Raw genomic sequence first — 26,562 nt, forward strand, 5'->3', positions numbered from 1 at the left:
CCCGGCCTGCTTGCCGGGGCTTCAGCCCCGCGCAGCCTGCAGCACGTCCCGCGTCTTGATCGCTTCGCGCCGCGCCGCTTCGGCAAAATCATCCGCCGACGAGGCGTAAAGGATGGCGCGTGAGGAGTTCACGATGATGGGCGCGCCCGGCCGCCAGCCGGCTTTCACGGTCGCCACCGCGTCGCCGCCCTGCGCACCGACGCCGGGAATCAGCAGCGGCAGGGTGGGTGCCACGGCGCGCACGCGTTCGATCTCCGCCGGGTACGTCGCGCCCACCACCAGGCCGAGCTGGCCGTTGAGGTTCCACGGGCCCTGCGCGAGCCGGGCCACGTGTTCGTAGAGCAGCGGCTGGCCGTCGATGGAGGCCAGGCGCTGGTTCTGCAGGTCGTCGCCGCCGGGGTTGGAGGTGCGGCACAGCAAAAACGCGCCCTTGCCTGCATGCTTGAGATAGGGCGCGACCGAGTCAAACCCCATGAAGGGCGAGAGCGTCACCGCGTCGGCGCCGTAGCGCTCGAAGGCCTCGACCGCGTACTGCTCGGCGGTGCTGCCGATGTCGCCGCGTTTGGCGTCCAGGATGATGGGCACCTGCGGCGCGACGCGGCGCATATGCTCCATCAGGCGTTCGAGCTGGCCTTCGGCGCGGTGGGCGGCGAAGTAGGCGATCTGCGGCTTGAAGGCGATGGTCAGATCGGCCGTGGCGTCCACGATGGCCGCGCAGAAGTCGTAGATCTTGTTGGAGTCGCCCTTCAGCTTGCCCGGGAACCTCGTCGGTTCCGGGTCCAGGCCCACACACAGCATCGATTGGTTCTGGCGCTCAGCCGCGCCCAGCATCTCGAGAAAGGTCATCCCTTATTGTAAGAAGGTGGCCAAAGCGCCCCTCTGCGCCAAAGCGGGACAATCAACCCACTTGCTACAACGGAGACCGGGAAACATGCGTCTGAGCCGACAACAACTCGTCCTGCTGGTTTTGCTGACACTGGCCTGGGGCATCAACTGGCCCATCATGAAAGTCGGTGTCGCCGACTTTCCGCCGCTGAGCTTTCGCGCGCTGTCGATCTGGCTGGGCATTCCGGTGCTGGGCGCGGCGATGCTGCTGATGAAGGTGCCGTTTTTTGTGCCGCGCGAGAAATACCGCGAGCTGTTCTGGCTGGCCTTTGCCAACATGTTTGTCTGGCACGGGCTGATCATTCTGGCGGTGAAAAACCTCAGCAGCGGGCGGGCTGCCATCCTGGGCTACACCATGCCGATTTTTTCGGCGCTGTTCGGCGCCTGGTTCTTCGGCAACCAGCTCCAGCGCCGCAGCTGGCTGGGTGTGGCCGCCGCCGCGCTGGGCGTGTCGCTGCTGCTATGGCATGAGTTGACCAACCTGTCGGGCCGGCCCATCGGGGTGCTCTGCGCGCTGGCGGCCGCAGCCACCTGGGCCGTCGGCACGCAGAAGCTGCGCAACACCACCATGCCGGTGGCCACCCTGACGATTTCCTTCTGGATGACGGTGATGACGGCGGTGGTGATGACCGCGCTGAGCGCGGCCTTCGAGATGCCGCAGTGGAAAGCGCCATCGGCCGTGAGCTGGGCCTCGATTCTCTACAACGCCGTGATCATTTTCGGTTTTGCCCACGCGGCCTGGTTTTTCCTGGCGCGCAGCCTGCCGCCCATCGCCTCCACCCTGAGCGTGATGATGATTCCCATCCTCGGCGTATTCACCGGCGCGCTGGGCCTGGGCGAGGTCCTGCACTGGCAGGACTGGGCTGCGGTGGTGCTGATGGTGGTGGCGATTGCTTCGGTGCTGGCGCCCGCGCGCGCCCGCCTGTCATCCCGGACCTGATCCGGGATCCACGCTGGCATCACGCAACGCAAGGGGTCATCGCAGCATGGATTGCGGGTCAAGCCCGCAATGACAGCTAACTCGCCAGTTGCGCCTGCGCGAGGCAGAGGTCGTCCCAGGCCTTGGCCTTGTCACCCAGGCTGCGCAGCAAGTAAGCTGGGTGGTAGCTGACCACTACCGGCACGCCGAGGTAGCTGTGCACCTGCCCGCGCAGCTTGCCGAGCGGGATTTTCTGCACCTCGGGCACGCTGTCCTGCAGCAGCGACTGGGCCGCGAATTTGCCCAGCGCCAGAATCATTTTCGGCTGCAGCAGCTCGACCTGGCGTTTCAGGTAAGGCTCGCACTGTGCGACTTCGGCCGGGTCGGGGTTGCGGTTGGCCGGCGGGCGGCACTTGAGCACATTGGTGATGAACACGCTGGTCGAGACACCTGCCCGCGGCGCGGTGGTGTCGGCATTACCGCGTTGCAGGCCGATGGCCAGCAGCATGTTGTCGAGCAGCTTGCCGGCCTGGCCGACAAAAGGCTCGCCAGCGATATCTTCGTTTTCGCCGGGCGCCTCGCCGACAACGAGCCAGTCGACCTGCGGCGCAGCGCCGTCGGCGGCCACCGGTCCGATACCAAACACCGTGTTCTTGCGGCTTTCGCACAGGACGCAGGCGCGGCAGCCGGCCACCGCAGCCTGCAGGGCGGGCCAGTCCATGCGCTCCACGCCCGCCGGACGCGGCTGCAGGCCGGGCGCCGGGCGCGACACTGGCGCCTGGGCCGGTGCCGGGCGCAGCGCCGGTGCGGCGGGCGCACCCCGTGCCGGTGCAAGCTCGGCATCAAATCGTGCTTCAGCCCTTTCAAGACGAGCGTCAACAGCTACTGCATTGATAGCATCATCCGCGACCACCGGCGGTGGCGATGGCGGCTGCCAGAGGCGCACGCCCATCTCGCGCAGCATGGCGCGCTGGCGCTTGTCCAGGTCCAGGCTCACGGCAGCCCCTTCATGGCTCGCTGTGTCCAGCTTGCAGCGCCATGCTCATGACGACGGCATCTTCGCGGGCGGCATTCGCCGCGGGGTAATACTGGCGCCGGGTGCCGACATGGCGAAAGCCGTAACGCTCGTACACCGCCCTGGCCCGGCCGTTGCTCACGCGCACTTCCAGCCACAGCCACTGCGCGCCCTCGCCGCGCGACCAGAGCGCCAGCGCATCGAGCATCACGCGGGCCCAGCCCTGGCGCTGATGCGCCGGCGCCACCGTGATGTTGAGCAGGTGCACCTCGTCCACCCCTTTCATGGCCACAAAATAGCCCAGCAGCTCCGCGCCCGGCCCGCTGCCGCCGGTGAGCACCAGCGCCTGGTAACCGGCCTTGAGCGAATCGCTGAAATTGCCGCGTGACCACGGATGGGCATAGGCACTTTGCTCGACCCGCAGCACCGCATCGAACCACGACTCGGTCATGGGTTCGAACTGGGCTTCGAGGGGTTCGAGAACGGCGCTCATGGCTCATTATCGGCCGGCCGCCGCGGCGATGCCGGCCTTGACGCGGGCGCGCTCCTCGGTGGTCAGCGCCACCTTGTCGCGCACGTACAGCGGCAGCGCCAGGCGGGCCGGCACGCCGTGGCCGGCGGCCAGCAGCGCGGGCGCCAGCCGCAGCATCGCCGCCGCCGTCGGCAAGGCGGTCAGGCGCGGCAGGCTGTCCGGGAACACCGGCAGACGCGTCGCGTAGACGCTGAACACATTGCCGGCCAGCAGGCTGTCCGCCGGATCCAGCGGCAGGTGTTCCGGGCGGATCAGGGTGCAGTCGGCCAGCGCGGTCCAGCGCCCGGCGTCGCAGGCGAAGCGCTGCACATACATCTCGTCCATGCGCGCATCCAGCAGCGCCGTGACTTGCAGGCGGGCTGCGGCCTGCGCTCCTTCGTGCTGGAAGCGGGCCTCTTCGGCGACCGCCATCAAGGTATCCAGCGGCAGCACCGGCAGGCGCGCGCCCAGCGCCAGGCCCTGCGCCACCGAACACGCCGTGCGCAGGCCGGTGAAGGAGCCGGGGCCGCGGCCGAACACCAGCGCGTCCAGCTCGGTCAGCGCCAGCCCGGCCTGGCCGAGCAGGTCAAGAATCGCCGGAATCAGCGTGCTGGAAGCCTGCGCGCCGCCGGGGCCGGTGTGCTGCCAGGTGCGCGCGCCGTCGGTGAGGGCGAGCGACATGCTGTCGGTGCTGGTGTCAAAAGCCAGGAGTTTCATGGGTTGATGCATCAAATCAGGCCTTGGCCCTTGGGGTGTCTGCGCCACCAGCTATCAAATCAGGAGCGGGCGCGGTGACGCGCTGGGCCTGCACGCGCACGCCGAACACAATACCCAGGGTCACCAGCGCCAGCCCGGCAAGCAGGTTCCAGTAGAGCGGCTCGCCGAGGAAAATCACCGCGCCCAGCGCCGACAGGCCGGGCACGACCGCCGTGATCATGGTCGAGCGCACCGGGCCGAAGGACTGGACCATCTTGGTGAAGGTGATGCCCGAGATCACGACTGACCCCACGCCCTGGAACACCATCTGGAAAACAATCTCGCTCCAGGGCGCGCTGGCCAGCCGGGTGGTGATGGCGCCCGAATACGCCAGCAGGCTGTAGACCGGCACGTAGGTCACGAAGGCAAACACGCTGATGGCAATGGTGGCGGACACCGCCTGCAGCGCGTGTTTGCGCACCAGCACCGAATACACGGCCCAGCAGGTGGAGGCGCAGAGAAACAGCAGATCACCCTTCCAGACCTGGCTGCCGGCCTCGGTCCAAGCCTGCAGCAGACTGGCGCCGCCCACCATCACGTCGCCCAGAAAAATCAGGCCCAGGCCGATGGCGCGCACCCGCGTCACCCGATCTTTCAGGATCAGCACGGCCATCAGGGTGGTGCTCAGTGGCAGGGTGCCGGGCAGCAGCACCGAGGCATGGGCCGCCGGCGCGAAATAAAAACCGCTGTAGGCCAGGCAGGCGTAACCGACGCCGCCGACCAGGCCGATCAACGCGGTGAGCCGAAAGCCCAGCGGCGACAGGCCCAGCCAGCTCGGTGGCGCCAGAGCCGGGCGGCTGTCGCGCGCGCGGCGCCAGACCAGCCAGGCACCCCAAGGCAGCAGCACCAGCGCCGCGCCGGTGAAACGCAGCAGGCTGATGTCCAGCGGCGTGAGGCTGCGGTGCGCGGTGGCGCGGGCAATCACGATGAAGGAGGTCCAGATGGCGACGGTCACGATGGCGGCAAGCACGCCGACCGTCTTGGGAGAAAAACGCATGGGTCGATTATCCGGGCAAGCGGCGGGTTGGCAGGGCAAGGCCGATAATCAGCCATGCTCCCCTCCCCCCTGATGTTCTGCCGGCTGGCTGCCGCGCTCGCCCTTGGCCTGGCCCCCGGCTGGGTGCTGGCCCAAAAAGCCGTGCGCGCCCCCAAACCGGCGCTGCCACCCGCCATCGCCAAGGCCCTGGTGCGTGCGCAGGTGCCGCCCGACGCCGTCACGCTGCTGGTGCTGGACGCCTCGGGCCGGCAGCCGCCGCGCCTGGAGCACCGCAGCACGGTGCCCATGAACCCGGCGTCGGTCATGAAGCTGGTGACCACGTACGCCGCCCTGGATGTGCTCGGGCCCGACTACACCTGGAACACCCGGCTGACGCTGGACGGCAGCCTGTCGGACGGCATCCTGCACGGCAACCTGGTGGTGCGCGGCGGCGGTGACCCCAAGCTGGTGGTCGAACGCCTGCAGGCGCTGCTGGGGCAGGTGCAGGCCAGCGGCGTGAAGGTGATACGCGGCGACATCGTGCTGGACCGCAGCGCCTTCCTGGTGCCGGCAGCGGACGCCGGCGAGTTTGACGGCGAACCGCTGCGGCCCTACAACGCGCGGCCTGATGCCCTGCTGATCAACTTCAAGTCACTGGTGATGCGCTTCACGCCCGACCTCACCAATGGCCACGCGCGGGTGCAGACCGAACCACCCATGGCCGGCCTGCTCGTCGATGAGACGGTGCCGCTGGCCCGCGTGAGCCGCTGCGGCGACTGGCGCAGCGAGCTGCGCGCCAGCGTGCACAGCCCCGACCGCATCCAGTTCGCCGGCAGCTACTCGTCGGCCTGCGGTGAACGCCTCTGGCCGACGGCTTATGCCGAGCCCGCCACCTTTGCGGCGCGCGCCATCGAAGGCTCGTGGCGCGCACTGGGCGGGCTGCTGACAGGCAGCGCGCGCGACGCCACACCGGCCGAGCTGGCCATGCTGCGCGCCCGCGGCACGCTGTCAGGTGAAAAAGCGCCGCTGCGCCTGGACGCACCCTCGCTGCCGCTGCGCGACATCGTGCGCGACGTCAACAAGTTCTCCAACAACGTGATGGCCCAGCACCTGTTCCTCACGCTGGGGCGCAAGGCCCAGCCGGGCGAGCACCCGCAGGGCACGCCCGAAACCGGCCGTGCCGCGCTGGCGGCCTGGTGGAAAAAACTCCTGCCGCGGCAGGAGGCCCCGGTGATGGACAACGGCTCGGGCCTGAGCCGCGTCGAACGCATCAGCGCCGCCAGCCTGGCGGCCATGCTGCAGGTCGCCGCGCAGGGACGCGTCGCGCAGGACCTGCTCGACTCCCTGCCGATCGCCGGCGTGGACGCCACCATGCGCAGCCGCGCCACCGCGGTTACCGGGCAGGCCTTCATGAAAACCGGCTCGCTGCGCGATGTGACGGCCGTGGCCGGTTATGCCAACGGCGCGAGCGGCGCGCGTTACATCGTGGTGGGCATGGTCAACCATCCGAATGCGGTCGCGGCACGGCCCGCGCTCGATGCGCTGATCCAGTGGGCGGTGCAGGAACGGTAACGCCGCGTTGGGTTGTTGCATCACGCTGCGGCTACGGCCTGCCTTGGACAGTAGGCGCGACTCCCCACTCCCACCCCTATCCCCTCCCTCGCCCCGCTGGGCGATGGCGGGGGACTTCATTTGGCCGCGTGTGCTGCACCCGCGTGCATACATGACCGCCTCTTGGTTTCGACATGACGCGCTTCGCGCGTCATGTCTCCCCGAACCCGCAATTGTTTCCCCCACCCGTCGGGCTGGGCCGAGGAGCGCAGCCGAAAGCGGATCAGGGCGAGCGATTGTCTGAGCCGAAGGCGAGTTCGAGCTCGACCCCGCTCTCGGCGAGCACCGGAGGTTGCCCGCAGCGAAGCGGAGGGGCCCAGACCATCGGGTCGCCTTTTCTTTGGTGACTTTCTTTTGGCGACGCAAAAGAAAGTTACTTGCCGCCGGGCAACCCCCGGCCAGCAAGCGCCGGCATAAGCACTGACTGCGGAGAGAATCCGCAAGCCTTCAGGCCCCTGGCAAGGTGAAGTAGATCGTCGCGCCCTGCTCAGGCTCGGCCTCCGCCCAGACCCGCCCGCCATGCCGCATGACGACACGTTGCACCGTGCTCAACCCGGCACCAATGCCGGGAAAATCCGAACTCACATGCATGCGCTGGAAAATGCCGAAGAGTTTTTCGGCATGGGCCATGTCGAAACCCGCGCCGTTGTCCCTGAAGAAATAAACCGTCTCGCCGTCCGGCCCGGCCTGGCTGCCGACAGCAATCACGGCGTGTGCCTTTTTTGAGGTGAATTTCCAGGCGTTGCCGGCCAGGTGATCGACCAGTTGCTTGAGCAGCGCCGGATCGCCCTGTGCCACCAGCGCCGGCTGCACACGGATGTCGGCCGCCCGCCCGGGGTCGGCCTCCTGCATCGCTGCAAACGCGGCCCGGGCCAGCGCGCCCAGGTCCACCGCCTGCAGCGCCAGGGGCGCGCGCAGCAGGCGCGAGACGGCCAGCAACGCGGCGATCAGCTCGTTGATGTTGCCCACGCCCAGGCGGATGCGCTGGAGGTAGTGCGTGCTGCGTTCCGCATTGCCCTTGGCCACGGCGCCCTCGAGCAGCCGGCTGAAACCGTCGATGGTGCTCAGCGGCGCGCGCAGGTCGTGCGAGACCGAATAGGAAAAGTTTTCCAGTTCCTTGTTGGCAGCCACCACCTGGGCACTGCGCTGGTTCAGCTCGTCTTCGAGAAGGCCGGTGATGCGCAGGATTTCCTGTTCGGCCGCGGCCACATCGTTGCCATCACGTATTTTCTGCAGCAGCGCGGCCATGGCGGGCACGGCGCTGACGGCGACGGGTTCGGGGGGCTGGGTCATGACAGGCCTTGTGCTGGAGGGGTCGCTGCATCCGGGCGGCGGGTGCACGTTGTGGAAAGTGAGAAGGTCATCGGTGTCCCTGGATAACAGCGGGTGAATGGGCCACTATGCATGGTGCCGGGCCCGGGCGTCAAGCAGCGGCCCCGCGAGGGGGCGGGAAACCGGCGCCGGCTCAGGGCGCATCTTTGTCGCCCGGCGCCCTGCCGGCACGGCGCGTGGCAGGCGGGCTGCACTCGTCCGGGTTGGCCACAAAAAGCCACCCGACAGCCAGCGCCGCCGGAATGGCGAGAAACCAATACGGGTTGTCGGTGAACCAGGTGCCCACCATGCCGGCGGCGGCGCCTGCCGACAGGCACGCGACGAACCAGGCCAGGCGGTTTCGGAGGCTTCGGGGTCTTGGTGAAGCGGACATGGGCCAGGCCGTTCTTGCCGCAACAAGCATCAGCTCGCGGCGGCGCGCTGCAGCCGGTCACGGACGCCATCCCAGGCCGGGTCGGCCGGCAGGTTTTCAATCCAGATCAGCTTGACGCCCTGGGTGTCGAAATCGCGCAGCACGGCGAACAGCTGCTGCGCGGTGGCAGCGGCATCGTCGGGCATGCGGCGGTACAGCACCCGCACCGAGGGGATGCGCACGATGCTGCGGGCATACACGGCGATGTGTGCGGCCTCCGCGCCGAGCAGGTCGAGTGCGGTCTGGATCGCACCGGCATCCATCAGGCGCACCCGGGCGTTGGGCGCGTAGTGCGAGGCCAGTGTGCCGGATGCCCGTGGTGCGTCGCCCAGCCGAGCTTCTTCCTGCTGCCATTCATCCTGATCGAGCACCGGCTCGCCGCAGGCGGCTTCGAGCTGCGCGCGTGTCAGCAAACCGGGGCGCAGCAGCACCGGACGGCCGCGCGTGCAGTCGACGATGCTGGACTCGATGCCGACCGCGCAGGGGCCGCCGTCCAGCACCAGCAGGCTGTCGCCGAATTCTTCGGCCACATGGCTCGCGGTGGTCGGGCTGACGCGGCCAAAACGGTTGGCACTGGGGCCGGCCACCCCGGTGGCGCAGGCCTGCAAAAAGGCCAGCGCCACCGGGTGTGAGGGGCAGCGCAGTCCGATGGAGTCCTGCCCGCCGGCGGCAGCGGCGGCCACGCCCGGCTTGCGCGGCAGGATCACCGTCAGCGGCCCGGGCCAGAAGGCCTGCATCAGGCGTTCGGCAAACGGCGGCACGCTGCTGGCGTAATCAAGCACCTGCGCGGCCTCCGCCACATGCACGATCAAGGGGTGGTCGCTGGGCCGGCCCTTGGCGGCGAAGATGCCGGCGACGGCGCTGTCACTCGACGCATCGGCGCCCAGGCCATACACCGTTTCCGTGGGAAAACCGACCAGGCCGCCGGCGCGGATCACGCGCGCGGCTTCCAGAAGGGCCGCCGGGTCGGTGCCGTCGCGAATCATGCCAAGGCGTCCAGGCCGGGAAGACCCAGCAGCTGCGCAGCCTGGCGCGCGACCGCGCGGACACCGGCGCTGTCGGCACCGGTGATGGTGAGGTGGCCCATCTTGCGGCCGGCGCGCGCTTCGAGCTTGCCGTACAGGTGCAAATGTGTGCCTGGCAAAGCCAGCACGGCCTGCCAGTCGGGCGCCTGCGGCCGGCCCGCGGCATTGAACCACAGGTCACCCAGCAGGTTGAGCATGATGGCCGGCGAATGCTGGCGCGGCAGCGGCAGCGGCAAGCCGGCCATGGCGTGGACCTGCAGGTCGAACTGCGAAACGTCGCAGGCGTCCATCGTGTAGTGGCCGCTGTTGTGCGGCCGCGGCGCCATTTCGTTGACCACCAGCGCGCCGTCGGCGCTGCCGTCGTCGATCACAAAAAACTCCACGCACAACACGCCGACGTAACCGATGTGATTTGCTATGGATTCAGTAGCTGCACGCGCCCGCTGTGCAAGGGCTGGCGGCATGTTTCCCTCATAAGCCGCGGTGACCGCGAGGATGCCGGCCACATGCACGTTGTACTGTGGCGCAAAACCGGTGATGGCGCCATCCCAGCCGCGTGCCACGATGACCGAACACTCGGCCTTCAGCGGCAACAGCTTTTCCAGCACGCAGGACACGCCCTTCAACCCGGCCCAGGCCACCGCGAGTTCGGCCATGTTGGCGACACGCACCTGGCCCTTGCCGTCGTAGCCCATGCGTGCGGTTTTCAGGATGCCGGGCAGCAGGTCGGGCGGCACGGCGGCCAGCTGCGCCGCTGTTTCGATCACGGCGTACGGCGCGCAGGTCACCCCCGCCACGCCGGCGCTGGCCGTGAAATGGGCTTTTTCCTCGATGCGGTTTTGCGCAATCGCGACGGCCGCCGCACCCGGCGCAACCGGCCGGGTCGCGGCCAGGATCTGCAACGCGTCGGCCGGGACGTTTTCAAATTCGGTGGTGATGGCGGCACACAGCGCGGCCAGCTGCTTCAACCCATTCGCGTCGCTGTAGGCGGTCTGGATATGGTGGTGGCTGACGCGGCCGGCCGGGCTGGCCGGATCGGGGTCGAGCACCGCGGTGAAATAACCGAGCCGCTGCGCCGCATGCACAAACATGCGGCCGAGCTGGCCACCACCCATCACGCCCAGGGTCGCAGGCTGGCCCGAAGCATCCACAGAGCCCGGAAAAATCGGCAGCCTCATGCCGGCGGCAAGGTCATGGCGCGCGCAGCGGCGGTCTGCTCGGCGCGGAAGGCCTGCAGCTTGTCGGCCAGGGTCTTGTCGTGCAGGGCCAGCATGGCCACGGCGAACAGGGCGGCGTTGGCCGCCCCGGCGTTGCCGATGGCGAACGTCGCGACCGGCACCCCCTTGGGCATCTGCACGATGCTGTGCAGTGAATCGACCCCCTGCAGGTGGTTGCTGGCCACCGGCACACCAAGAATCGGCACCGCGGTTTTGGCGGCCAGCATGCCCGGCAGGTGCGCGGCGCCGCCGGCACCGGCAATGATGGCGTGCAGACCGCGCCCGCCGGCCTGTTCGGCATAGGCGAACAGCTCGTCGGGCATGCGGTGGGCCGAGACCACGCGGGCCTCGTGCGCCACGCCGAATTGCTGGAGAATCTGCACGGCATGCTGCATGGTGGTCCAGTCGCTGCTGGAGCCCATCACCACACCCACGAGGGGCGGCTTCTGATTTTGCGTTGTTGTCATGTGTTGCCTTCCAGGCCTGCTGTGCGGTCCATCGTTCGCTGCCAGCGCTGATTTTACGGGCTGGTGGGCCGCCGGGCCGGCCGCCGCATGCTATCGTGCCAGCGCGGCACCGCCGTGCCTGTTGAAAACACCTTCACCCACCCCTATGTGTCCAGCACCATGATCGACGTCACCATTGCCAATTTCGAAGAGGAAGTCGTTGCGGCCTCCATGACCACCCCCGTGCTGATTGATTTCTGGGCGCCCTGGTGCGGGCCCTGCAAATCCCTCGGCCCGATTCTGGAGAAGGTCGAGATCGCCTACGCCGGCCGCTTCAAGCTGGTCAAGATCGACTCCGACCAGGAGCAGCAACTCGGCGCCGCCTTCGGCATCCGCAGCATCCCGACCTGCATCCTGATGATGAACGGCCAGCCGGTCGACGGTTTTGCCGGCGCGCTGCCCGAGGGCAAGGTCAAGGAGTTTCTCGACAAACACCTGCCGCCGGCCGAAGAACAACCACCCGCCGAAGAAGAAATCGCCGAGCCGGAAGACACCAGCCCGGCCGCCGTGCTGGAAAAACTGCAGGCGGCCGTCGCGACCGACCCGGCCAACGACAACGCCCGCTTTGACTACATCCGCCTGCTGCTGCAGCACGGCCAGGTTGACCACGCCAAGGCCGCTTTTGCGCCGGTGGCCAGCAAGGCGCCGACGGTGCGCAAGTTCGAGGCCCTGCAGCACTGGTTTGATGCTATTGAATCAGGAGCTGCTCACGCAGACCCGGCAAGCGCTCAAGCCGGATTTGATGCCAAGCTTGCGGCCAACAAGCGGGATTTCGAAGCCCGTTTCGCGCTGGCGCAGCTCCACATGAGCCAGCAGCGCTGGGTGCCGGCGATGGACGAGTTGCTGGAAATCCTGATGCGCGACAAGTCCTGGAACGGGGAACTGGCACGCAAGACCTTTGTATCCATCCTCGACATCATCGAGCCGCCCAAGGTCAAGGTCGCCGACGGCCAGATTCCGCCGGATGATCCGACCGTGGCCACTTACCGGCGGCGGTTGAGCAGTGTGGTGCTGAGCTGATTTATTTCTTTGCGGCATCACGCTGCGCCTGGGGTCTGCCCTGGACAGTAGGACGGACTCCCCACTCCCACCCCTAGCCCCTCCCTCGCCCCGCTGGGCGATGAAGGGGGACTTCATTTGGCCGCGTGTGCTGCTCTTGCGTGCAAACATGACGGTCCCGTACTCCGACGATGACGCGCAAAGCGCGTCATCGTCTCCCCGAATCCGCTCCCGCTTTCATCCACCGCCCGTCGGGCTGGGCCGAGGAGCGCAGCCGAAAACGGATCAGGGCGAGCGATTGTCTGAGCCGAAGGCGAGTTCGAGCTCGACCCCACTTTCGGCGAGCACCGCAGGTTGCCCGGAGCAAAGCGGAGGGACCCAGACCATCGGGTCGCCTTTCTTTTGGGTACTTTTCTTTGGCGAGACAAAGAAAAGTGCCTCGCCCGCCGGGGCGAGACCCGGCTTGTTGGCACACCTCAAAGCGTGAGTTAGCAAACATGGATCCCGGATCAAGTCCGGGATGACAAACCCGGCCAGGTTCAGCGTCTCAGGCCGCTTCCTTGTAGAAGTAGTCACGCTGGATGCCGCGCGGCGCCAGCGGCTCGACCGCCTGGTGAATCGCCCCGATATGCTCCGGCGTGGTGCCGCAGCAGCCCCCGACGATGTTGACCAGGCCCTCTTCGGCAAACTCACGCAGCAGGCGCGAGGTGACGTCAGGGGTTTCGTCAAAACCGGTGTCGCTCATCGGATTCGGCAGGCCGGCATTGGGGTAGCAGCTGATGAAGGTGTCGCCGGCCACACGGGCCAGCTCCTGGATGTAGGGGCGCATCAGCGCAGCACCGAGCGCGCAGTTCAGGCCCACGGCCAGCGGCCGCGCGTGGCGGATGCTGTGCCAGAAGGCGGTGACGGTCTGCCCGCTCAGGATGCGGCCGGAGGCATCGGTGACCGTGCCGCTGATGATCAGCGGCAGGCGTTCGCCGGAATTCTCGAAATACTCGTCAATCGCAAACAGCGCGGCCTTGGCGTTGAGGGTGTCGAAAATGGTCTCGACCAGCAGCGCATCGGCGCCGCCTTTGACCAGCGCCTCGGTCTGTTCGTAATAGGCCTTGCGCAGCTCCTCGAAGCTGGTGTTGCGCGCGCCCGGGTCGTTGACATCGGGGCTGATGCTGGCGGTTTTGGGGGTGGGGCCGAGGGCGCCGACCACAAACCGCGGCTTGTCCGGCGTGGAAAATTTGTCGCAGGCGGCGCGCGCGATGCGCGCCGATTCGTAGTTCATCTCGACCGCGAGGTCGGCCATGTCGTAATCGGCCTGGGCCACCGTGGTGGCGCCGAAGGTGTTGGTTTCGATCATGTCGGCGCCGGCGGCCAGGTAGCCTTCATGGATGTCCTGGATCACATCGGGCCGCGTCAGGCTCAGCAGCTCGTTGTTGCCCTTGACGTCCTTGGGAAAGTCCTTGAAACGCTCGCCGCGGTACTGCGCCTCGTTCAGCTTGAAGCGCTGGATCATGGTGCCCATCGCCCCGTCGAGGATGGCGATGCGTTTTTCCAGAATGGCAGGGAGCGCGGCTCCGCGGGTGTAGATGGCTTGCTTCATGGCCCGATTTTAAGGCGCAGGCCATACACGGGCAAACCCACGGTCAATTGGAAAGGTGGGACGGACCCCCTCCTTCAAGCAGGGGCCGCGGAACCGGCTTTGCCGGGCCGCAGGCGCAGCGCCCCCGCGGGGCTGGAGCCTGCGGCTCCAAACCTGCTTGAGCAGGTTTGGACAGGTGCCAGAAGCGAAGCCTCTGGCGAGCGGCGGCCTGCAAGGCCTCGCGCATTACACGAAGTGAAAAGCGTGGGGGCTCCATTTTCCCCTGACAATAGCGCCTACATCCGAGCCCGACCCATGAAACACCTCCAACCCAAAGAAGCCTGGGACTACCTGCAGCAACACCCCGACGCCTTGTTTGTCGACGTGCGCATGGAAATCGAGTCGCTGTATGTGGGCCGACCGCCGGGCGTGGTCAACGTGCCCTGGTACGAATACCCCGACCTGACCCCTGACGCGCAAAAGTTTGCGGCGGCGGTGGAAGCCGAAGCCAGCGGCAAGGACCAGCCGGTGTTGCTGATCTGCCGCTCGGGCCAGCGCACGCTGGCGGCCGGCCAGGCGCTGGAGGCGGCGGGTTTTGCCGAGGTCATCAACGTGGTGCACGGTTTTGAAGGCGAACTCGACGAGCAGTTCCAGCGTTCCACCCTGAGCGGCTGGCGTTTTGAAGGCCTGCCCTGGGAGCAGATGTAGCCGCGGATTCAAATCCGGCTCCAGCCCTTGCGACAACTGCGCCAACAGCTCCTTTTTCTATAGCACCTTTACCCTCCCCTGCCTTGTCCCTGCCGCAACCCACGCCCTCTCTTTCCCCGCTGGACATCCTGGGCCAGGTTTTCGGCTATCCGGATTTCCGCGGTCCGCAGCAGGCCATCGTCGAGCATGTGGTGCGCGGCGGCGATGCGCTGGTGCTGATGCCCACCGGCGGTGGCAAGTCGCTGTGTTACCAGATCCCGGCCATTGTTCGGCAAAACGCCGGCCACGGCGTGACGGTGGTGATCTCGCCGCTGATCGCGCTGATGCACGACCAGGTCGGCGCGCTGCACGAAGCCGGCGTGTCCGCCGCCTTCCTGAACTCGACGCAGACGCAGGAAGAAAGCAGCGCGCTGGAAAAACAGCTGCTGCGCAACGAACTCACCTTGCTGTACGCCGCGCCGGAACGCATCAACACGCCGCGCATGAAGGGCCTGCTGGGTTCGCTGCACGAGCGCGGCCTGCTGAGCCTGTTTGCGATCGACGAGGCGCATTGCGTGAGCCAGTGGGGCCACGATTTCCGGCCCGAGTACCGCTCGCTGAGCCTGCTACACGAGACCTTTCCCGACGTGCCGCGCATCGCGCTGACGGCGACCGCCGATGCGCTGACGCGGCAGGACATGATCGAGCGGCTCAAGCTCGAGGACGCGCGCGAATTCGTCAGCAGCTTCGACCGGCCCAACATCCGCTACACCATCGTCGAAAAAACCAACGCGACGCACCAGCTGCTGCGTTTCATCGAAAGCGAACACGCAGGCGAGGCCGGCATCGTGTATTGCCAGTCGCGCAAGCGGGTCGAGGAAGTCGCCGGCATGCTGGAAGACGCCGGCCTGAAGGCCATGGCCTACCACGCAGGCCTGGACAGCAGCCTGCGCCAGCAGCGCCAGGACCGCTTCCTGCGCGAGGAGGGCATGGTGATGGTCGCGACGATTGCCTTCGGCATGGGCATCGACAAGCCCGACGTGCGGTTTGTCGCGCACCTGGACATGCCGAAAAACATCGAAGGTTATTACCAGGAAACCGGCCGCGCCGGCCGCGACGGCCTGCCGGCCAATGCCTGGATGACCTACGGCCTGCAGGACGTGGTCAACCAGCGCCGCATGATAGACACCAGCGATGCGTCCAGTGAAGAGTTCAAGCAGGTCATGCGCGGCAAGCTCGACGCCCTCCTGACGCTGGCCGAAGACACGCGTTGCCGCCGCGTCAGCCTGCTCGGGTATTTCGGCGAAGCCAGCCAGCCCTGCGGCAACTGCGACAACTGCCTGGCTCCGCCCAGGGTCTGGGACGCGACCGAAGCGGCGCGCAAGATGCTCAGCTGCATTTACCGCGTACAGCAGGCCAGCGGCATCAGCTTCGGCGCCGGCCACCTGATGGACATCCTGCGCGGCAAGGCGACCGAAAAAGTGCTGCAGCACAGCCACGACCAGCTCAGCACCTTCGGCATCGGTGCGGATCTGGCCGAGGTGCAGTGGCGCGGCGTGTTGCGCCAGCTGATCGCCAAGGGCATGGTGCGGGTCGACCCCGACGCCTTCAACACCCTGCAGTTGCTGCCCGATGCGCGCCAGGTGCTCAAGGGCGAGGTCAGCGTGATGCTTCGCGAACAGGCGCTGGGGAGTGCGGCCGACCGCCGCAAGAGCAGCACCAAGAAAGGCAGCAAGACCTCCGTCAAAGGCCTGGCCGAAGCCTCGCTCAACGCCGGCGCACTCGAGCGGCTGGCCCGGCTCAAGGCCTGGCGTGCCGAGGTGGCGCGCGAACACAACCTGCCGGCGTTTGTGATCTTTCACGACGCGACGTTGCGCGCGATTGCCGAGCGGGCGCCGCAAAACACGGCCGACCTGGAGGGCATCAGCGGCATCGGGGTGAAAAAGCTCGAAGCCTACGGCAGCGAAGTATTGCGCGTTTGCACCACTGACACCTGACCAGCCGGCGCCGCGACTGCGGCAAGCCGCCCGTCAAGCCAGCGGCCCCGGCAGTCCATGTCAACCCCGGTCTGCTACAGACCCTGCGGCACAATACCGGCCTGTGGGTGCCAAGAGAAAGTTCACTGCCGCGGGAGTGCTGGCCGCCTTTGCCCGGGGGTTGCTGGCCTTGCTCTGCCTGCAATCTGCCCTGCTCGCCGGCACCGCGGCGGCCGGCGAGTTGCTGACGCTGGACCAGCGCCGCGGCCCGCCCAACATGCTGGCGGCCCTGGAGGCCTGGGTCGATGTGAGCGGCCAGGCATCGGTGGAAAAAGTCGAAGCCGGTGCCCACACCCTCGGGTTTGCGCCGGTCCAGAGCGGCCGGCCGTACGAAATCGATAACGGGGCGCTCTGGCTGCGTTTTAACGCCGTGGTCCAGAACCCGCTGACGCGCTGGAAGCTGGAGCTTCCCCTGGCCGGTGTGGACAAAGTGGCCCTGTATTACCGGGACAGCCTGGGTCGCTGGGTGGTCCAGCAAGCCGGCGACAGCCTGCCCATGAGCGCCTGGCCGCAGCCGGGCCGCTACCCGGTGTTCTCGCTGAGCCACGAGGTCGGGCTGCGCGTCCCCTACTACCTTCGCATCGAACAGGCCCGTACCCCCTTTTCCACGCTGCCGCGTATCCTGGGCGACGAACAGCTGGCGGCGTCCCGCCAGCAGGAGGACCTGTGGCTGGGGGCCTATTTCGGGCTGGCAGCCCTCGCAACGCTGCTGGCGCTGATCAACGCCATGGCCTACCGCGACTGGGGTTTTGCCACCTACGCCCTGCATGTGGCCACCATCACCGGCGCGCAGGCCGCCGTGACCGGGGTGGCCGGCCTGTTCTGGTGGCCGCAGTGGCCGGAACTGAACAACGTGGCCATCGTGTTGCTGCGGCTGGGCGCTGCCGCCTCGGCCCTGCTGTTTGTGCGCACCATTGCCAAACCCAAACGCTTTTCCCGCGCGCTGGACTGGTTTATCCTGGCCCTGATCGGGCTGCTGCCGACGATCGCGCTGATCGACGCCGCTTTCCCGACCATCGACAGTTTCGCCATCATCCACATCCTTCTCGGCGCCGGCATCGCTGTTCTGATGATGGTGGTGGGGGTGTCCCTGTTTGAGGGTGACCGCCACGCGCGCTGGATTGTTCTCGGGTTTTCGCCCATCCTGCTGGCGGCGCTCTTTCCCATACTGCGCAATGCAGGCGTGTTGACGACCGGTTTCATGACCCAGCATGCGCTGATGCTGGGCTCGGCTCTGGAAGCTCCCATCCTGTTTTACGGCCTGTTGCGCCGCGTCACCCAGCGGCGCGAGTCCGAAACGCGTGCGACGGCCTTGCGCACGACCGACCCCTTGACCGGGCTGGGGACGGCCAGGCTGCTGCTTGGCAGGCTGAGCCAGGCCCTGCGTACCGCCGAACGTTACCAGCAGCCCTGTGCGCTGCTGCTTGTCAACCTGAGCAACCTCGCCAGCCTGCAGCAGCAGCACGGCCGCGAGACGGGCGACCGCGCCATGGTGCTGGCAGCCGCCTGCATTCGGGCCGGGGCCCAGCCCACGGACACGGTGGCGCGGGTCGGCGACAGCGTCTTCGCCTTGCTGATGGAAGGGCCCATGAGCAGCGATTCGGTCACCCAGGTGGCCACCAAGATTCTGGCCAGCGGCCTGCGCCCATCCCGAAAGCTGCCCGAGGCTGACCCCTTGCAGTTCCATATCGCCATCGGTTATGTGGCCGAGTCGGCACGGCTGGGCCCGAATCAGGCCCAGGCCTGCTTCGAGCGCATGGTGCAGGCGGTCAAGGACATGAACGACGGCTCGCGCAAGGCGATTCGCCTGACCCATCTGTGACTGGACTGACGGCGAAATCAGCCGCCAGACCTCGCCGACACTGCGGAGATCGCTACCTGTTTCGTAGCATGCGCCGCTTACTGCATGAACCCCATGCCGCGGGCGTCACGCACATCGGGCTTGATGCGGTGCTCGGCTTCGAGCTGGCTTAAAAACTCGTCCGCCGTGAATTCGACCGACAAAATGTCGGTCTGGCGCTTGACGGCGGCAAAGTCACCGGGGCAGAGCTGGCTCAGGCGGGCCAGTCGTTCGCGCAGGGCAGCGGTCAGCGCCGCTGCGTCGCCGGCCAGCGCTTCCGTGACGAACATCTGCTCGCGCTGCAGCGGTGTCAGTGGCATGAACTTGATCTTGAAGGTGAAACGCCGCAGCGCCGCCTGGTCCAGGCTCTCGAGCAGGTTGGTCGTGCAGACAAAAATGCCGCTGAAGCGCTCCATGCCCTGCAGCATTTCGTTGACCTCGGTGACCTCGTAGGTGCGCTGCGCGCCGCGCCTGTCCTGCAGGAAGCTGTCGGCTTCATCGAGCAGCAGCACGGCTTTCTCCTGCTCGGCCTCTGCAAACATCGCGGCCATGTTCTGCTCGGTCTCGCCCACGTACTTGCTCATCAGGTCGCTGGCCTGCTTGATGATCAGCGGGCGGTCCAGCGCCTGGGCCATGTGTTCGGCCAGGGCCGTCTTGCCGGTACCCGGCGCACCATAAAAACACAAGGTGCCGTGGCCGCGCGCCTTGAGGGCCTCGACGATGCGCGGCACGTCGAAGCGCGACTCCACATGGAGCATGGACAGGTCGTAGGTAGTCACGCTGCGCCGCCCACCGGCGCCCGCCCGGTTGCCCAGCGCCTGGTCGGCGTTTTTGAGCTGGCGCTCGATCAGGGACTCCATGAGGGCCGTGTGGCCGCCGGACAGGATGGCGTCCATCCCGGCGGCATCGGTGCTCGCGCCCGGGCTGCTTGCCAGCTTGGCAAAACGCACCGCCGTGCGGATTTGCGCCGGTGTCAGGCCCTTGCGGCCGGTCAGCCTGGCCACCAGGGCGTCGCTGACCGGCACGCCTTCGAGCGTCTTGCGCACCAGGATCTCGCGCGCGCCCGGCGGCGGCGACTTGAGTTCCAGGTGGTAGGCAAAACGACGCCGGAAGGCCGGGTCGATCTGCTCGATGCGGTTGGTCACCCACAGGGTGGGCACGGTGTTGGACTCCAGGATCTGGTTGACCCAGGCCTTGCCGTTGACCGAGGCGGCCGCCGGAGCCGTCAGCTGCTCGGAGCGCGCCATCAGCTGCGCTGCCTCACTGGTGAGTGGCGGAAATACATCCTCGACCTCGTCAAAAAGCAGGGCCGCATGAGCACTGCCCTTGAGGAAAACCTGCGCGATCTGCAGCGAACGGTAGCGGTCGCGCCCGCTCAACGAGTTGCCGTCGCGGTCGGCATACTCCACCTCGAACAGGTCCAGGCCGGCCGCCTGTGCGACCACCTTGGTCAGCTCGGTCTTGCCGGTGCCTGGCGGTCCGTACAGCAGCACGTTGACCCCCAGCTCCTTGCCGGCCACGGCATTGCGCAGCAAGGACACCAGCACCTGAACATCCTCCTGCGCGAAGGAGAAATCAGCCAGCCCGAGGCTGCTGCGCTCCACCGGCCGGGTGAACACCGCCATCAGCTCGTTCTGGTCGCGGTACTCGCGCATCAGCACCGGCGGCAGTTTTTCACTGACCTTCATGAGGTCGGCCAGGTCGGTGATGTTGTGCTCGGAGATCAGGTTTTCGACCATGCCGATGCGCTCCAGCCGCGAGCCGGCGCGCAGGGCCTCGGCCACTTCGTTGGCTTTCACGCCCGCCACCTCGGCCAGAGCGGCGTAGGCTTCCGGCGCGTTGCTGACCTTGAACTCCACCAGCATGGAGCGCAGGTCGCGCTGGTAACGCGCCAGGGTGCCGTACAGCAGCAGGGCGCGTTCGGCCTGGTTCAGCTGCAGCAGATTGGCCAGGGCGTCGATGTTTTTCTCGACGAGCGTGGACTGCTTTTTCAGCGCCTGGGTCAGCCAGTCGCCGGTGGCCGACAGCACCGACAGCAGGTCCTTGGGCTGGTCCTTGGCGTATTCGTCGAGGTAGAAAAACAGCGTGCCCTCCTCATAAGGCCCGCGCCAGGCGCCATGGCGGCTCATGAAGTCGGCGTCGCCCAGGGCCTCGTGGCCCTGCCAGAATTCATTGCCCTTGCAGCGGCGGCCCAGGAATTCACGCAGGCGCTGCAGCGCGGGCAAGGGCCACACCAGGTGCCGGCCCGACAGCGACAAAAGGCTGTTCAGGTCGCGCCGCACATTGAACTTGGCGCCCTGCCGGGCCGCCAGCGTCAGCACAAAATGCGAACACATCAGGTCCAGCACCGGCGCCTCTTTCAGGCCGGGAGAAAGCAGCAGCGGACCATGCCTGTCAGCACTACCCGAACGCTTGCTCATTGAAACACCTCCGGCCTGAAAAAAGGCCACAGCAGTTACACATCCACCCCGATGATTTATGCCTAACCATAACGCAGCTTCATGCCCGATGGAAGACGCTAATTGAATACCCGCGTGTGAATTGCGCCACAAAACCGCGCCACAATCGGCACTTCTCCCGGAGACTTTTCCCATGCTTGCTTTGACCGATATTGAGGCTGCGGCGCTTCGCCTGCAGGGCCAGTTGCTTGATACCCCCTGCGTGGCGTCCAAAACCCTGTCGCAAATCACCGGCGCGGACGTTTTCCTGAAGTTCGAGAACCTGCAGTACACCGCCTCCTTCAAGGAGCGCGGCGCCTGCAACAAGCTGGTGCAGCTATCGGCCGAAGACGGCCGCCGCGGCGTGGTGGCCATGAGCGCGGGTAACCACGCCCAGGGCGTGGCCTACCATGCGCAGCGCCTGGGCCTGCGCGCGGTGATCGTGATGCCGCGTTTCACGCCCGGCGTCAAGATAGAACGCACGCGCGGCTTTGGCGCCGATGTCGTGCTGCATGGCGACACGCTCGAGGAGGCCCGCAGCCACGCCCTGGCCTTGGCCGAACGTGAAGGCCTGGTGTTCATCCACCCCTATGACGATGAAGCCATCATTGCCGGCCAGGGTACGGTGGGCCTGGAGATGCTGCACGCCGTCCCCGACCTGGACACGCTGATCGTGGCCGTCGGCGGCGGCGGCCTGATTGCCGGCATGGCAACGGCCGCCAAGGCAATGCGGCCGGGCATCGAAATCATCGGCGTGCAGACCTCGCGCTTCCCGGCGATGGTCAATGCGATCAAGGGCACCCACTACCCGCAGGGCAGCAGCACGATTGCCGAGGGCATCGCCGTCGGCACGCCCGGCGTGATCCCGCAAGCCATCATTGCGCACCTGGTGGACGACCTCGTTCTGGTGGATGAAGGCGACATCGAGCAGGCCATCGTCATGCTGCTCGAAATCGAAAAAACCCTGGTCGAAGGCGCGGGCGCGGCCGGCCTGGCGGCGCTGCTGAAGTACCCCGAGCGTTTCAAGGGAAAAAAGGTCGGCCTGGTGCTGTGCGGAGGCAACATCGATCCGCTGCTGCTGGCGGCCATCATCGAGCGCGGCATGGTGCGCGCCGGCCGGCTGGCGCGCATCCGCGTGAGTGCGCGCGACGTGCCCGGCTCGCTGGCCAGAATCACCGCCACGGTCGCCGATGCCGGTGCCAACATCGACGAGGTGCATCACCAGCGGGCGTTCACCATGCTGGCTGCGCAGAACGTCGATATCGAACTGGTGATCCAGACGCGCGGGCGCGCGCACATTGCGCAAGTGCTGGAGGTGCTGCAAACCGCCGGCTTTGAGGCCGCGGAGCAACAATGATGAACCTCGAAACCCTGCAAGCCGCCCTGCCCGACTATTTTGCACCCTGGGTACAGGCCCTGGGCCTGCAAGTCGCCTCGTCGGACAGCCAGGGGGTGACCTTGCGCCTGCCGCAGAACCCGCAGCTCTCGCGGGTCGGCGGCATGCTCTGCGGCCAGGCCATGATGGCCGCCGCCGACACGGCCATGGTGCTCGCGCTGATCAACCATTTTGGTGCATTCAGACCCTGCACCACCGTCCAGATGAACAGCAGTTTTCTCAAACCGCTGTCGAACCAGGACGCCTTGGTCGAGGCGCGCGTGATACGCGCCGGCAAGTCGCTGGCCTTTGGGGAGATCGACATCCGCGGCGCAGACGACGGCAAAAGTGTTTGCCGCGCCACGACGACCTATGCCTTGCTCTAGGTCTTCTAGCGCAGGTGTTTGCCCATTTTGGCGGCAAACAGCTGGGGAATGCTCACACTGCGCCGGCCCGGCACAAGTTCGAAGCCTTCCCCCGCGCTCAGGGTGCCGGGCGTGAGAACCGACAGGTAAAAACCGCAAAAGCCGCTTTGCGCCATCAGCCTGGAAGCCCGCGCAAACCCCATGGCGGCATTGAATTTGTAGCAGGGCTCGCGCGGAATGCGCACCTGCAGTTCGCAGTGCGGGAAGCTCAGCACGTCTCCGGCCCACACCTCGCTTTCCAGCAGCCCCTGCAGCGTGAGGTTTTCCCCCAGGCTGCCAAAGGGCAGGCTGTCGTCAATCTGGTCCAGGCCCTGTTCGCTGCGCGCAGCCTGCCAGAACAAGTAATGTTCTGCGGGGTAGGCATACACGGCTTTTTCGAGCCCGCCGTGTATCGAGAGATCGGCCTGCTCGTCACCGAACAGGCCCAGAGGCAACACAGGCACCGGTCCAGCCACGGCCTGCTTGCCCATGGCAGTGAGCACTTGGCGCCCGCCCATGCTGACGCGCCGGGCGGCGGCAAGTTGCACGGATAGCAACTGGAGCGAGGGGGCCAAGTTCAGTTCCAGCCAATCACATCGAAACCTTTGTCGGCCAGACAGCGCTGCACATACGTGCGGTAGGTACTGCTGGGCCGGTCGTTGCGGAAAGCGCCCTGAACCGCACCGGCCGAACCGCCAACCGCGGCGCCGCCTGCTCCGGCGCGGATCACCCCTTCCGTGCCGCGGCCGGTGATCAAGGCGCCGACAGCAGCGGCCACGCCGCCAGTGGCCGCGCCGACCCCGGCCCCCCGCGCCACCGCGTTCGTGTTCTCGGCAGGCGTCAACCCTGCAGCTGCAGCCCGGGCCATGCAGGCATCGGCCTCGGCACGGCCCTGCGCGTCACCCACACGATGCAGCGTCGCGTTGGGATACAGGACAGGCCGCGCGGACGGGCTGGCCGAGCCGGTGCTGGCGCAGCCCGGCAAGACACCCAGCACCAGCGCCAGAACACAGCCGCCGCCCCAACGGGTCCAATCATGATGCATGCTTTTTGACTCCGGAATTGAATTGCAACAACGCCCGCGGCAGGCCACCGGCTGACGGGCGATCGCCCTTCCGTTCGTGCAGACGCAGCGCGACCATGCGTGCGGCTTGTGGCCATGCGGGCCGAAAAGGTAAAATCAGCAACCTATTTCCCTCCGTTTGCAGGAACCACCATGTCAAGCCCCGCCGATCGCTCTACCAACGCCGCCCACAGCAGCCCCACGCCCGCCCAGGAACAGGACGCGGTAGAAGCCATTGTGCCGCTGATGCCCATCGTGCTGCCCGTCGCTGGCGCCGTCCTGATGTTCCTGCTGGCCTTTATCGCCATATACATGGCTTGAGCCCGGCGCGACTTTTCAAACCGCGTGAGGCGGTTGACGTTTTCGCTCGCCTGATTGAAATCCGCCTGCCACGGCTCGCGTAGCCTAGGGAAACTCTGGTCAACTCCAAGATCATGGCCGCTTGAACGTTGCTACACAGCATTTCATGTCGCCGCAAATCCGTCACTCTACGGTGACGGATTTCGCCAGGTTTCTTGGCTTGTCCACATCCGTACCGCGCGCCACGGCCGTGTGATACGCCAGCAGCTGCAGCGGCACCACGTGCAGCAGCGGACTCAGGACGCCGTAATGCTCGGGCATGCGAATGACGTGAACACCTTCACCACTTTCTATTTTTGTGTCGGCGTCGGCCAGCACGTACAGCACGCCGCCGCGGGCGCGTACTTCCTGCATGTTGCTCTTGAGTTTTTCAACCAGGGTGTCGTTGGGCGCCACGGTGACCACCGGCATGGCGCTGGTCACCAAGGCCAGCGGGCCGTGTTTGAGCTCACCGGCCGGGTAGGCCTCGGCGTGGATGTAGCTGATTTCCTTGAGCTTGAGCGCGCCTTCGAGCGCAATCGGGTAATGCAGGCCGCGCCCCAAAAACAGCGCGTTTTCCATCTTGGCAAAATCTTCCGCCCAGCTGATGACCTGCGGCTCCAGCGCGAGCACGGCTTGCAGGGCGGCCGGCAAGTGGCGCATGGCCTTGAGGTGGCCCTCTTCCTCCTGCTCACTCAGCCGGCCTTTGCTTTGCGCCAGCGCCAGCGTGAGCAGGAACAGGCCCGCCAGCTGGGTCGTAAAGGCTTTCGTCGATGCCACACCGATCTCGACGCCGGCGCGCGTGATGTAGGCCAGCTTGCACTCACGCACCATGGCGCTGGTGGACACGTTGCAGATGGTCAGCGTTTGCGTCATGCCCAGTGATTGCGCGTGGCGCAACGCGGCCAGTGTGTCGGCGGTTTCGCCGCTTTGCGTGATGGTGACCACCAGCGTCCTGGGGTTGGGGACCGAGGAGCGGTAGCGGTATTCGCTGGCCACTTCCACCTGCGTCGGAATCCGGGCGATGGATTCCAGCCAGTACTTGGCGGCGCAGCCGCTGTAGTAGCTGGTGCCGCAGGCCAGGATGAGCACGGAGTCGATGTCCTTGAACACGCGGTAAGCGTCGTCGCCGAAGAGTTCGGGAACGATGCCCTCGACGCCTTCGAGCGTGTCGGCAATGGCGCGCGGCTGCTCGAAGATTTCCTTCTGCATGTAGTGGCGGTAAGGGCCGAGCTCGGCCGCGCCGCTGTGCGCCTGCACAGTCTTGACCTCGCGCTGGACGGCCTTGTGGTCACGGTCAATGACCCAGTATTTGCCCAGCTGGATGTCGACCATGTCGCCTTCCTCCAGGTAGAGGATCTGGTCCGTCACACCGGCCAGAGCCATTGCGTCGCTGGCCAGAAAGGTTTCGCTGCCGTCCTTGCCGACCCCCAGGATCAGCGGCGAGCCCGAACGCGCGCCCACCACACGGTGCGGCTCGTCCTTGCAGAACGCGGCAATCGCATAGGCGCCATGCAGGCGGGCGGTGGTGGCCTGCAAGGCCTCGAACAGGTCACCGTCGTAGAGGCTGTCCATCAGGTGCACGATCACTTCGGTGTCGGTCTGGCTGGCAAACACATACCCCTTGGCCTGCAGGGCGGCACGCAGCTCGTCGTGGTTTTCGATGATGCCGTTGTGCACCACCGCCACCCTGCCGGGCTTGTGCTCGGCCGCTCCGGTGCCATGGCTGAAATGGGGGTGAGCGTTGTGCACTGCGGGCGCGCCATGCGTGGCCCAGCGGGTGTGGGCAATGCCGGTGCCACTTTCGAGCTGCTCCGCGTTGACCTGTTCCATCAGCTCGGCCACACGGGACGTGCTGCGTGTGCGCTTCAGCCCACCGGCATAAACGGCGACCCCGCAGGAGTCATACCCGCGGTACTCCAGCCGTTGCAGGCCCTGCACGAGGATGGGAACAATATTTCTTGTCGAAACCGACGCCACAATGCCGCACATAAACCGCTCCTGAAAAAACAATAGGCGGATGCTAGGCCTTTCCTGTTTTCTATATCAATCTAAATTTCAGTTTTAATGGAATTTAATTCCACGAAAATGAAATTCTGGAATAATATTTCTTTTTCAATTGAAATGTGGAATAAATATGGATATTTCCCTCGACACGATTGACGTCAAACTGCTTGAAGCCTTGCAGGACGATGCCTCGCAGAGCAACCAGGCCTTGGCAGCACGGGCGCATATCTCACCGCCCACCTGCCTGCGGCGTATCAAGCGGCTGCGTGACGCCGGCCTGATCGAGCGCGAGATCGCCATCCTCCACGCCGACAAGCTGGCCGCCACCCTGGGCCACGGCCTGACAGCGCTGGTCGAAATCACGCTGGACCGGCAAGGCAGCGAGCAGCAGGAAGCGTTTGAAGCCCGGGTGCTGCCCGACGGCGCCGTGCAGCAGTGTTATCGCGTCTCGCCGGGCCCGGACTTCATCCTGGTGGTGCATGTGCGCGACATGCCGGCTTACCTGGCGCTCGCGCAGCGGCTGTTCACCAGCGACGCCAATGTGCGCAATGTGAAGGCATTTTTCAGCGTGAAGCGCTCGAAGTTTGAGCCAAAACTGCTTCTATCCCAGTAGGGACGTGCGCTATCAGCCATGAA

At 66.3% G+C, this 26,562-nt stretch carries 25 protein-coding genes; 10 read left to right on the plus strand and 15 right to left on the minus strand.

Annotated elements, in window-relative coordinates:
* Window positions 1-21: 21 nt before the first annotated feature.
* Complete coding sequence (pyrF, locus tag AAG813_RS09500) at window positions 22-846, minus strand: orotidine-5'-phosphate decarboxylase (protein ID WP_341914251.1); 825 nt, start codon at window positions 844-846, stop codon at window positions 22-24.
* 85 nt (window positions 847-931) lie between these two features.
* Between pyrF and AAG813_RS09505 the strand changes: the two genes are divergently transcribed.
* Entirely contained in the window at window positions 932-1,825 is an 894-nt protein-coding gene (locus AAG813_RS09505; RefSeq protein ID WP_341914253.1) for a DMT family transporter, read from the plus strand.
* 76 nt (window positions 1,826-1,901) lie between these two features.
* Here the strand turns inward: AAG813_RS09505 and AAG813_RS09510 are convergent, their stop codons facing one another.
* Genes AAG813_RS09510 through AAG813_RS09525 form a run of 4 tightly spaced genes read right to left on the minus strand, consistent with a single transcriptional unit; the run spans window position 1,902 to window position 5,083 of the window.
* Entirely contained in the window at window positions 1,902-2,795 is an 894-nt protein-coding gene (locus tag AAG813_RS09510; protein ID WP_341914382.1) for a uracil-DNA glycosylase, read from the minus strand.
* 16 nt (window positions 2,796-2,811) lie between these two features.
* Window positions 2,812-3,312 (minus strand): ribosomal protein S18-alanine N-acetyltransferase, encoded by a 501-nt coding sequence (gene rimI / locus AAG813_RS09515; RefSeq protein ID WP_341914255.1) that lies wholly within the window; start codon window positions 3,310-3,312, stop codon window positions 2,812-2,814.
* 6 nt (window positions 3,313-3,318) lie between these two features.
* Window positions 3,319-4,047, minus strand: coding sequence for a tRNA (adenosine(37)-N6)-threonylcarbamoyltransferase complex dimerization subunit type 1 TsaB (tsaB, locus tag AAG813_RS09520; protein ID WP_341914257.1), 729 nt, complete (start codon window positions 4,045-4,047; stop codon window positions 3,319-3,321).
* 16 nt (window positions 4,048-4,063) lie between these two features.
* Entirely contained in the window at window positions 4,064-5,083 is a 1,020-nt protein-coding gene (locus tag AAG813_RS09525; protein WP_341914260.1) for a DMT family transporter, read from the minus strand.
* 54 nt (window positions 5,084-5,137) lie between these two features.
* Between AAG813_RS09525 and dacB the strand changes: the two genes are divergently transcribed.
* Window positions 5,138-6,634 (plus strand): D-alanyl-D-alanine carboxypeptidase/D-alanyl-D-alanine-endopeptidase, encoded by a 1,497-nt coding sequence (gene dacB / locus AAG813_RS09530; protein ID WP_341914262.1) that lies wholly within the window; start codon window positions 5,138-5,140, stop codon window positions 6,632-6,634.
* A 486-nt stretch (window positions 6,635-7,120) separates the two neighbouring features.
* On the opposite strand, the gene AAG813_RS09535 is transcribed toward dacB, so the two are convergent.
* The 5 genes from AAG813_RS09535 to purE all read right to left on the minus strand — a co-directional run bounded on the left by AAG813_RS09535 (window position 7,121) and on the right by purE (window position 11,126).
* On the minus strand, window positions 7,121-7,966 hold the full coding sequence (locus AAG813_RS09535; RefSeq protein ID WP_341914264.1) for an ATP-binding protein: 846 nt from the start codon (window positions 7,964-7,966) through the stop codon (window positions 7,121-7,123).
* 172 nt (window positions 7,967-8,138) lie between these two features.
* Window positions 8,139-8,378 carry a hypothetical protein gene (locus tag AAG813_RS09540; protein WP_341914266.1) on the minus strand — a complete coding sequence of 80 codons (240 nt, stop codon included), beginning with the start codon at window positions 8,376-8,378 and terminating at the stop codon, window positions 8,139-8,141.
* 29 nt (window positions 8,379-8,407) lie between these two features.
* Window positions 8,408-9,403, minus strand: a complete 996-nt coding sequence (locus AAG813_RS09545; protein ID WP_341914268.1) for an L-threonylcarbamoyladenylate synthase — start codon at window positions 9,401-9,403, stop codon at window positions 8,408-8,410.
* Complete coding sequence (locus tag AAG813_RS09550) at window positions 9,400-10,620, minus strand: 5-(carboxyamino)imidazole ribonucleotide synthase (RefSeq protein WP_341914270.1); 1,221 nt, start codon at window positions 10,618-10,620, stop codon at window positions 9,400-9,402. Before AAG813_RS09550 ends, AAG813_RS09545 begins: the two co-directional genes overlap by 4 nt.
* Window positions 10,617-11,126: a 5-(carboxyamino)imidazole ribonucleotide mutase gene (purE, locus tag AAG813_RS09555; protein ID WP_341914272.1), complete on the minus strand. Its 510-nt coding sequence runs from the start codon at window positions 11,124-11,126 to the stop codon at window positions 10,617-10,619. The genes AAG813_RS09550 and purE overlap by 4 nt, the downstream gene beginning before the upstream one ends.
* 159 nt (window positions 11,127-11,285) lie before the next feature.
* Here purE and trxA point away from each other — a divergent pair, with 159 nt between their 5' ends.
* Entirely contained in the window at window positions 11,286-12,185 is a 900-nt protein-coding gene (trxA, locus tag AAG813_RS09560) for a thioredoxin (protein ID WP_341914384.1), read from the plus strand.
* Window positions 12,186-12,711: 526 nt separating this feature from the next.
* Here trxA and AAG813_RS09565 read toward each other — a convergent pair.
* Window positions 12,712-13,758: a homocysteine S-methyltransferase family protein gene (locus tag AAG813_RS09565; protein ID WP_341914273.1), complete on the minus strand. Its 1,047-nt coding sequence runs from the start codon at window positions 13,756-13,758 to the stop codon at window positions 12,712-12,714.
* Between the two features lie 294 nt (window positions 13,759-14,052).
* Between AAG813_RS09565 and AAG813_RS09570 the strand changes: the two genes are divergently transcribed.
* The 3 genes from AAG813_RS09570 (at window position 14,053) to AAG813_RS09580 (ending at window position 18,282) form a co-directional block, all read left to right on the plus strand.
* Window positions 14,053-14,445: a rhodanese-like domain-containing protein gene (locus tag AAG813_RS09570; RefSeq protein ID WP_341914275.1), complete on the plus strand. Its 393-nt coding sequence runs from the start codon at window positions 14,053-14,055 to the stop codon at window positions 14,443-14,445.
* An 83-nt stretch (window positions 14,446-14,528) separates the two neighbouring features.
* On the plus strand, window positions 14,529-16,421 hold the full coding sequence (gene recQ / locus AAG813_RS09575; RefSeq protein ID WP_341914277.1) for a DNA helicase RecQ: 1,893 nt from the start codon (window positions 14,529-14,531) through the stop codon (window positions 16,419-16,421).
* A 103-nt stretch (window positions 16,422-16,524) separates the two neighbouring features.
* Window positions 16,525-18,282 (plus strand): 7TM diverse intracellular signaling domain-containing protein, encoded by a 1,758-nt coding sequence (locus AAG813_RS09580; protein ID WP_341914279.1) that lies wholly within the window; start codon window positions 16,525-16,527, stop codon window positions 18,280-18,282.
* 77 nt (window positions 18,283-18,359) lie between these two features.
* On the opposite strand, the gene AAG813_RS09585 is transcribed toward AAG813_RS09580, so the two are convergent.
* Window positions 18,360-20,720, minus strand: a complete 2,361-nt coding sequence (locus tag AAG813_RS09585; RefSeq protein WP_341914281.1) for an AAA family ATPase — start codon at window positions 20,718-20,720, stop codon at window positions 18,360-18,362.
* Window positions 20,721-20,892: 172 nt separating this feature from the next.
* On the opposite strand from AAG813_RS09585, the gene AAG813_RS09590 reads away from it, so the two are divergent.
* The gene (locus AAG813_RS09590; protein WP_341914283.1) at window positions 20,893-22,095 is read left to right on the plus strand and encodes a threonine ammonia-lyase; all 1,203 of its coding nucleotides are present in this window, start codon (window positions 20,893-20,895) and stop codon (window positions 22,093-22,095) included.
* Window positions 22,095-22,499, plus strand: a complete 405-nt coding sequence (locus tag AAG813_RS09595) for a PaaI family thioesterase (protein ID WP_341914285.1) — start codon at window positions 22,095-22,097, stop codon at window positions 22,497-22,499. Before AAG813_RS09590 ends, AAG813_RS09595 begins: the two co-directional genes overlap by 1 nt.
* A gap of 5 nt (window positions 22,500-22,504) precedes the next feature.
* Here the strand turns inward: AAG813_RS09595 and AAG813_RS09600 are convergent, their stop codons facing one another.
* Both AAG813_RS09600 and AAG813_RS09605 read right to left on the minus strand, forming a co-directional pair.
* A complete protein-coding gene (locus tag AAG813_RS09600) occupies window positions 22,505-23,035 on the minus strand; it encodes an MOSC domain-containing protein (protein WP_341914386.1) in 531 nt (176 codons plus the stop codon).
* 59 nt (window positions 23,036-23,094) lie between these two features.
* On the minus strand, window positions 23,095-23,562 hold the full coding sequence (locus tag AAG813_RS09605; protein ID WP_341914287.1) for a glycine zipper family protein: 468 nt from the start codon (window positions 23,560-23,562) through the stop codon (window positions 23,095-23,097).
* Window positions 23,563-23,733: 171 nt separating this feature from the next.
* Between AAG813_RS09605 and AAG813_RS09610 the strand changes: the two genes are divergently transcribed.
* The gene (locus AAG813_RS09610) at window positions 23,734-23,901 is read left to right on the plus strand and encodes a hypothetical protein (protein ID WP_300540895.1); all 168 of its coding nucleotides are present in this window, start codon (window positions 23,734-23,736) and stop codon (window positions 23,899-23,901) included.
* A gap of 162 nt (window positions 23,902-24,063) precedes the next feature.
* On the opposite strand, the gene glmS is transcribed toward AAG813_RS09610, so the two are convergent.
* A complete protein-coding gene (gene glmS / locus AAG813_RS09615; protein WP_341914290.1) occupies window positions 24,064-25,911 on the minus strand; it encodes a glutamine--fructose-6-phosphate transaminase (isomerizing) in 1,848 nt (615 codons plus the stop codon).
* Window positions 25,912-26,056: 145 nt separating this feature from the next.
* Between glmS and AAG813_RS09620 the strand changes: the two genes are divergently transcribed.
* Entirely contained in the window at window positions 26,057-26,539 is a 483-nt protein-coding gene (locus AAG813_RS09620; protein WP_341914291.1) for an Lrp/AsnC family transcriptional regulator, read from the plus strand.
* Window positions 26,540-26,562 lie beyond the last annotated feature (23 nt).

It is taken from the genome of Polaromonas sp. YR568 (genome assembly GCF_943371715.1).
GTDB lineage: Bacteria > Pseudomonadota > Gammaproteobacteria > Burkholderiales > Burkholderiaceae_C > Polaromonas.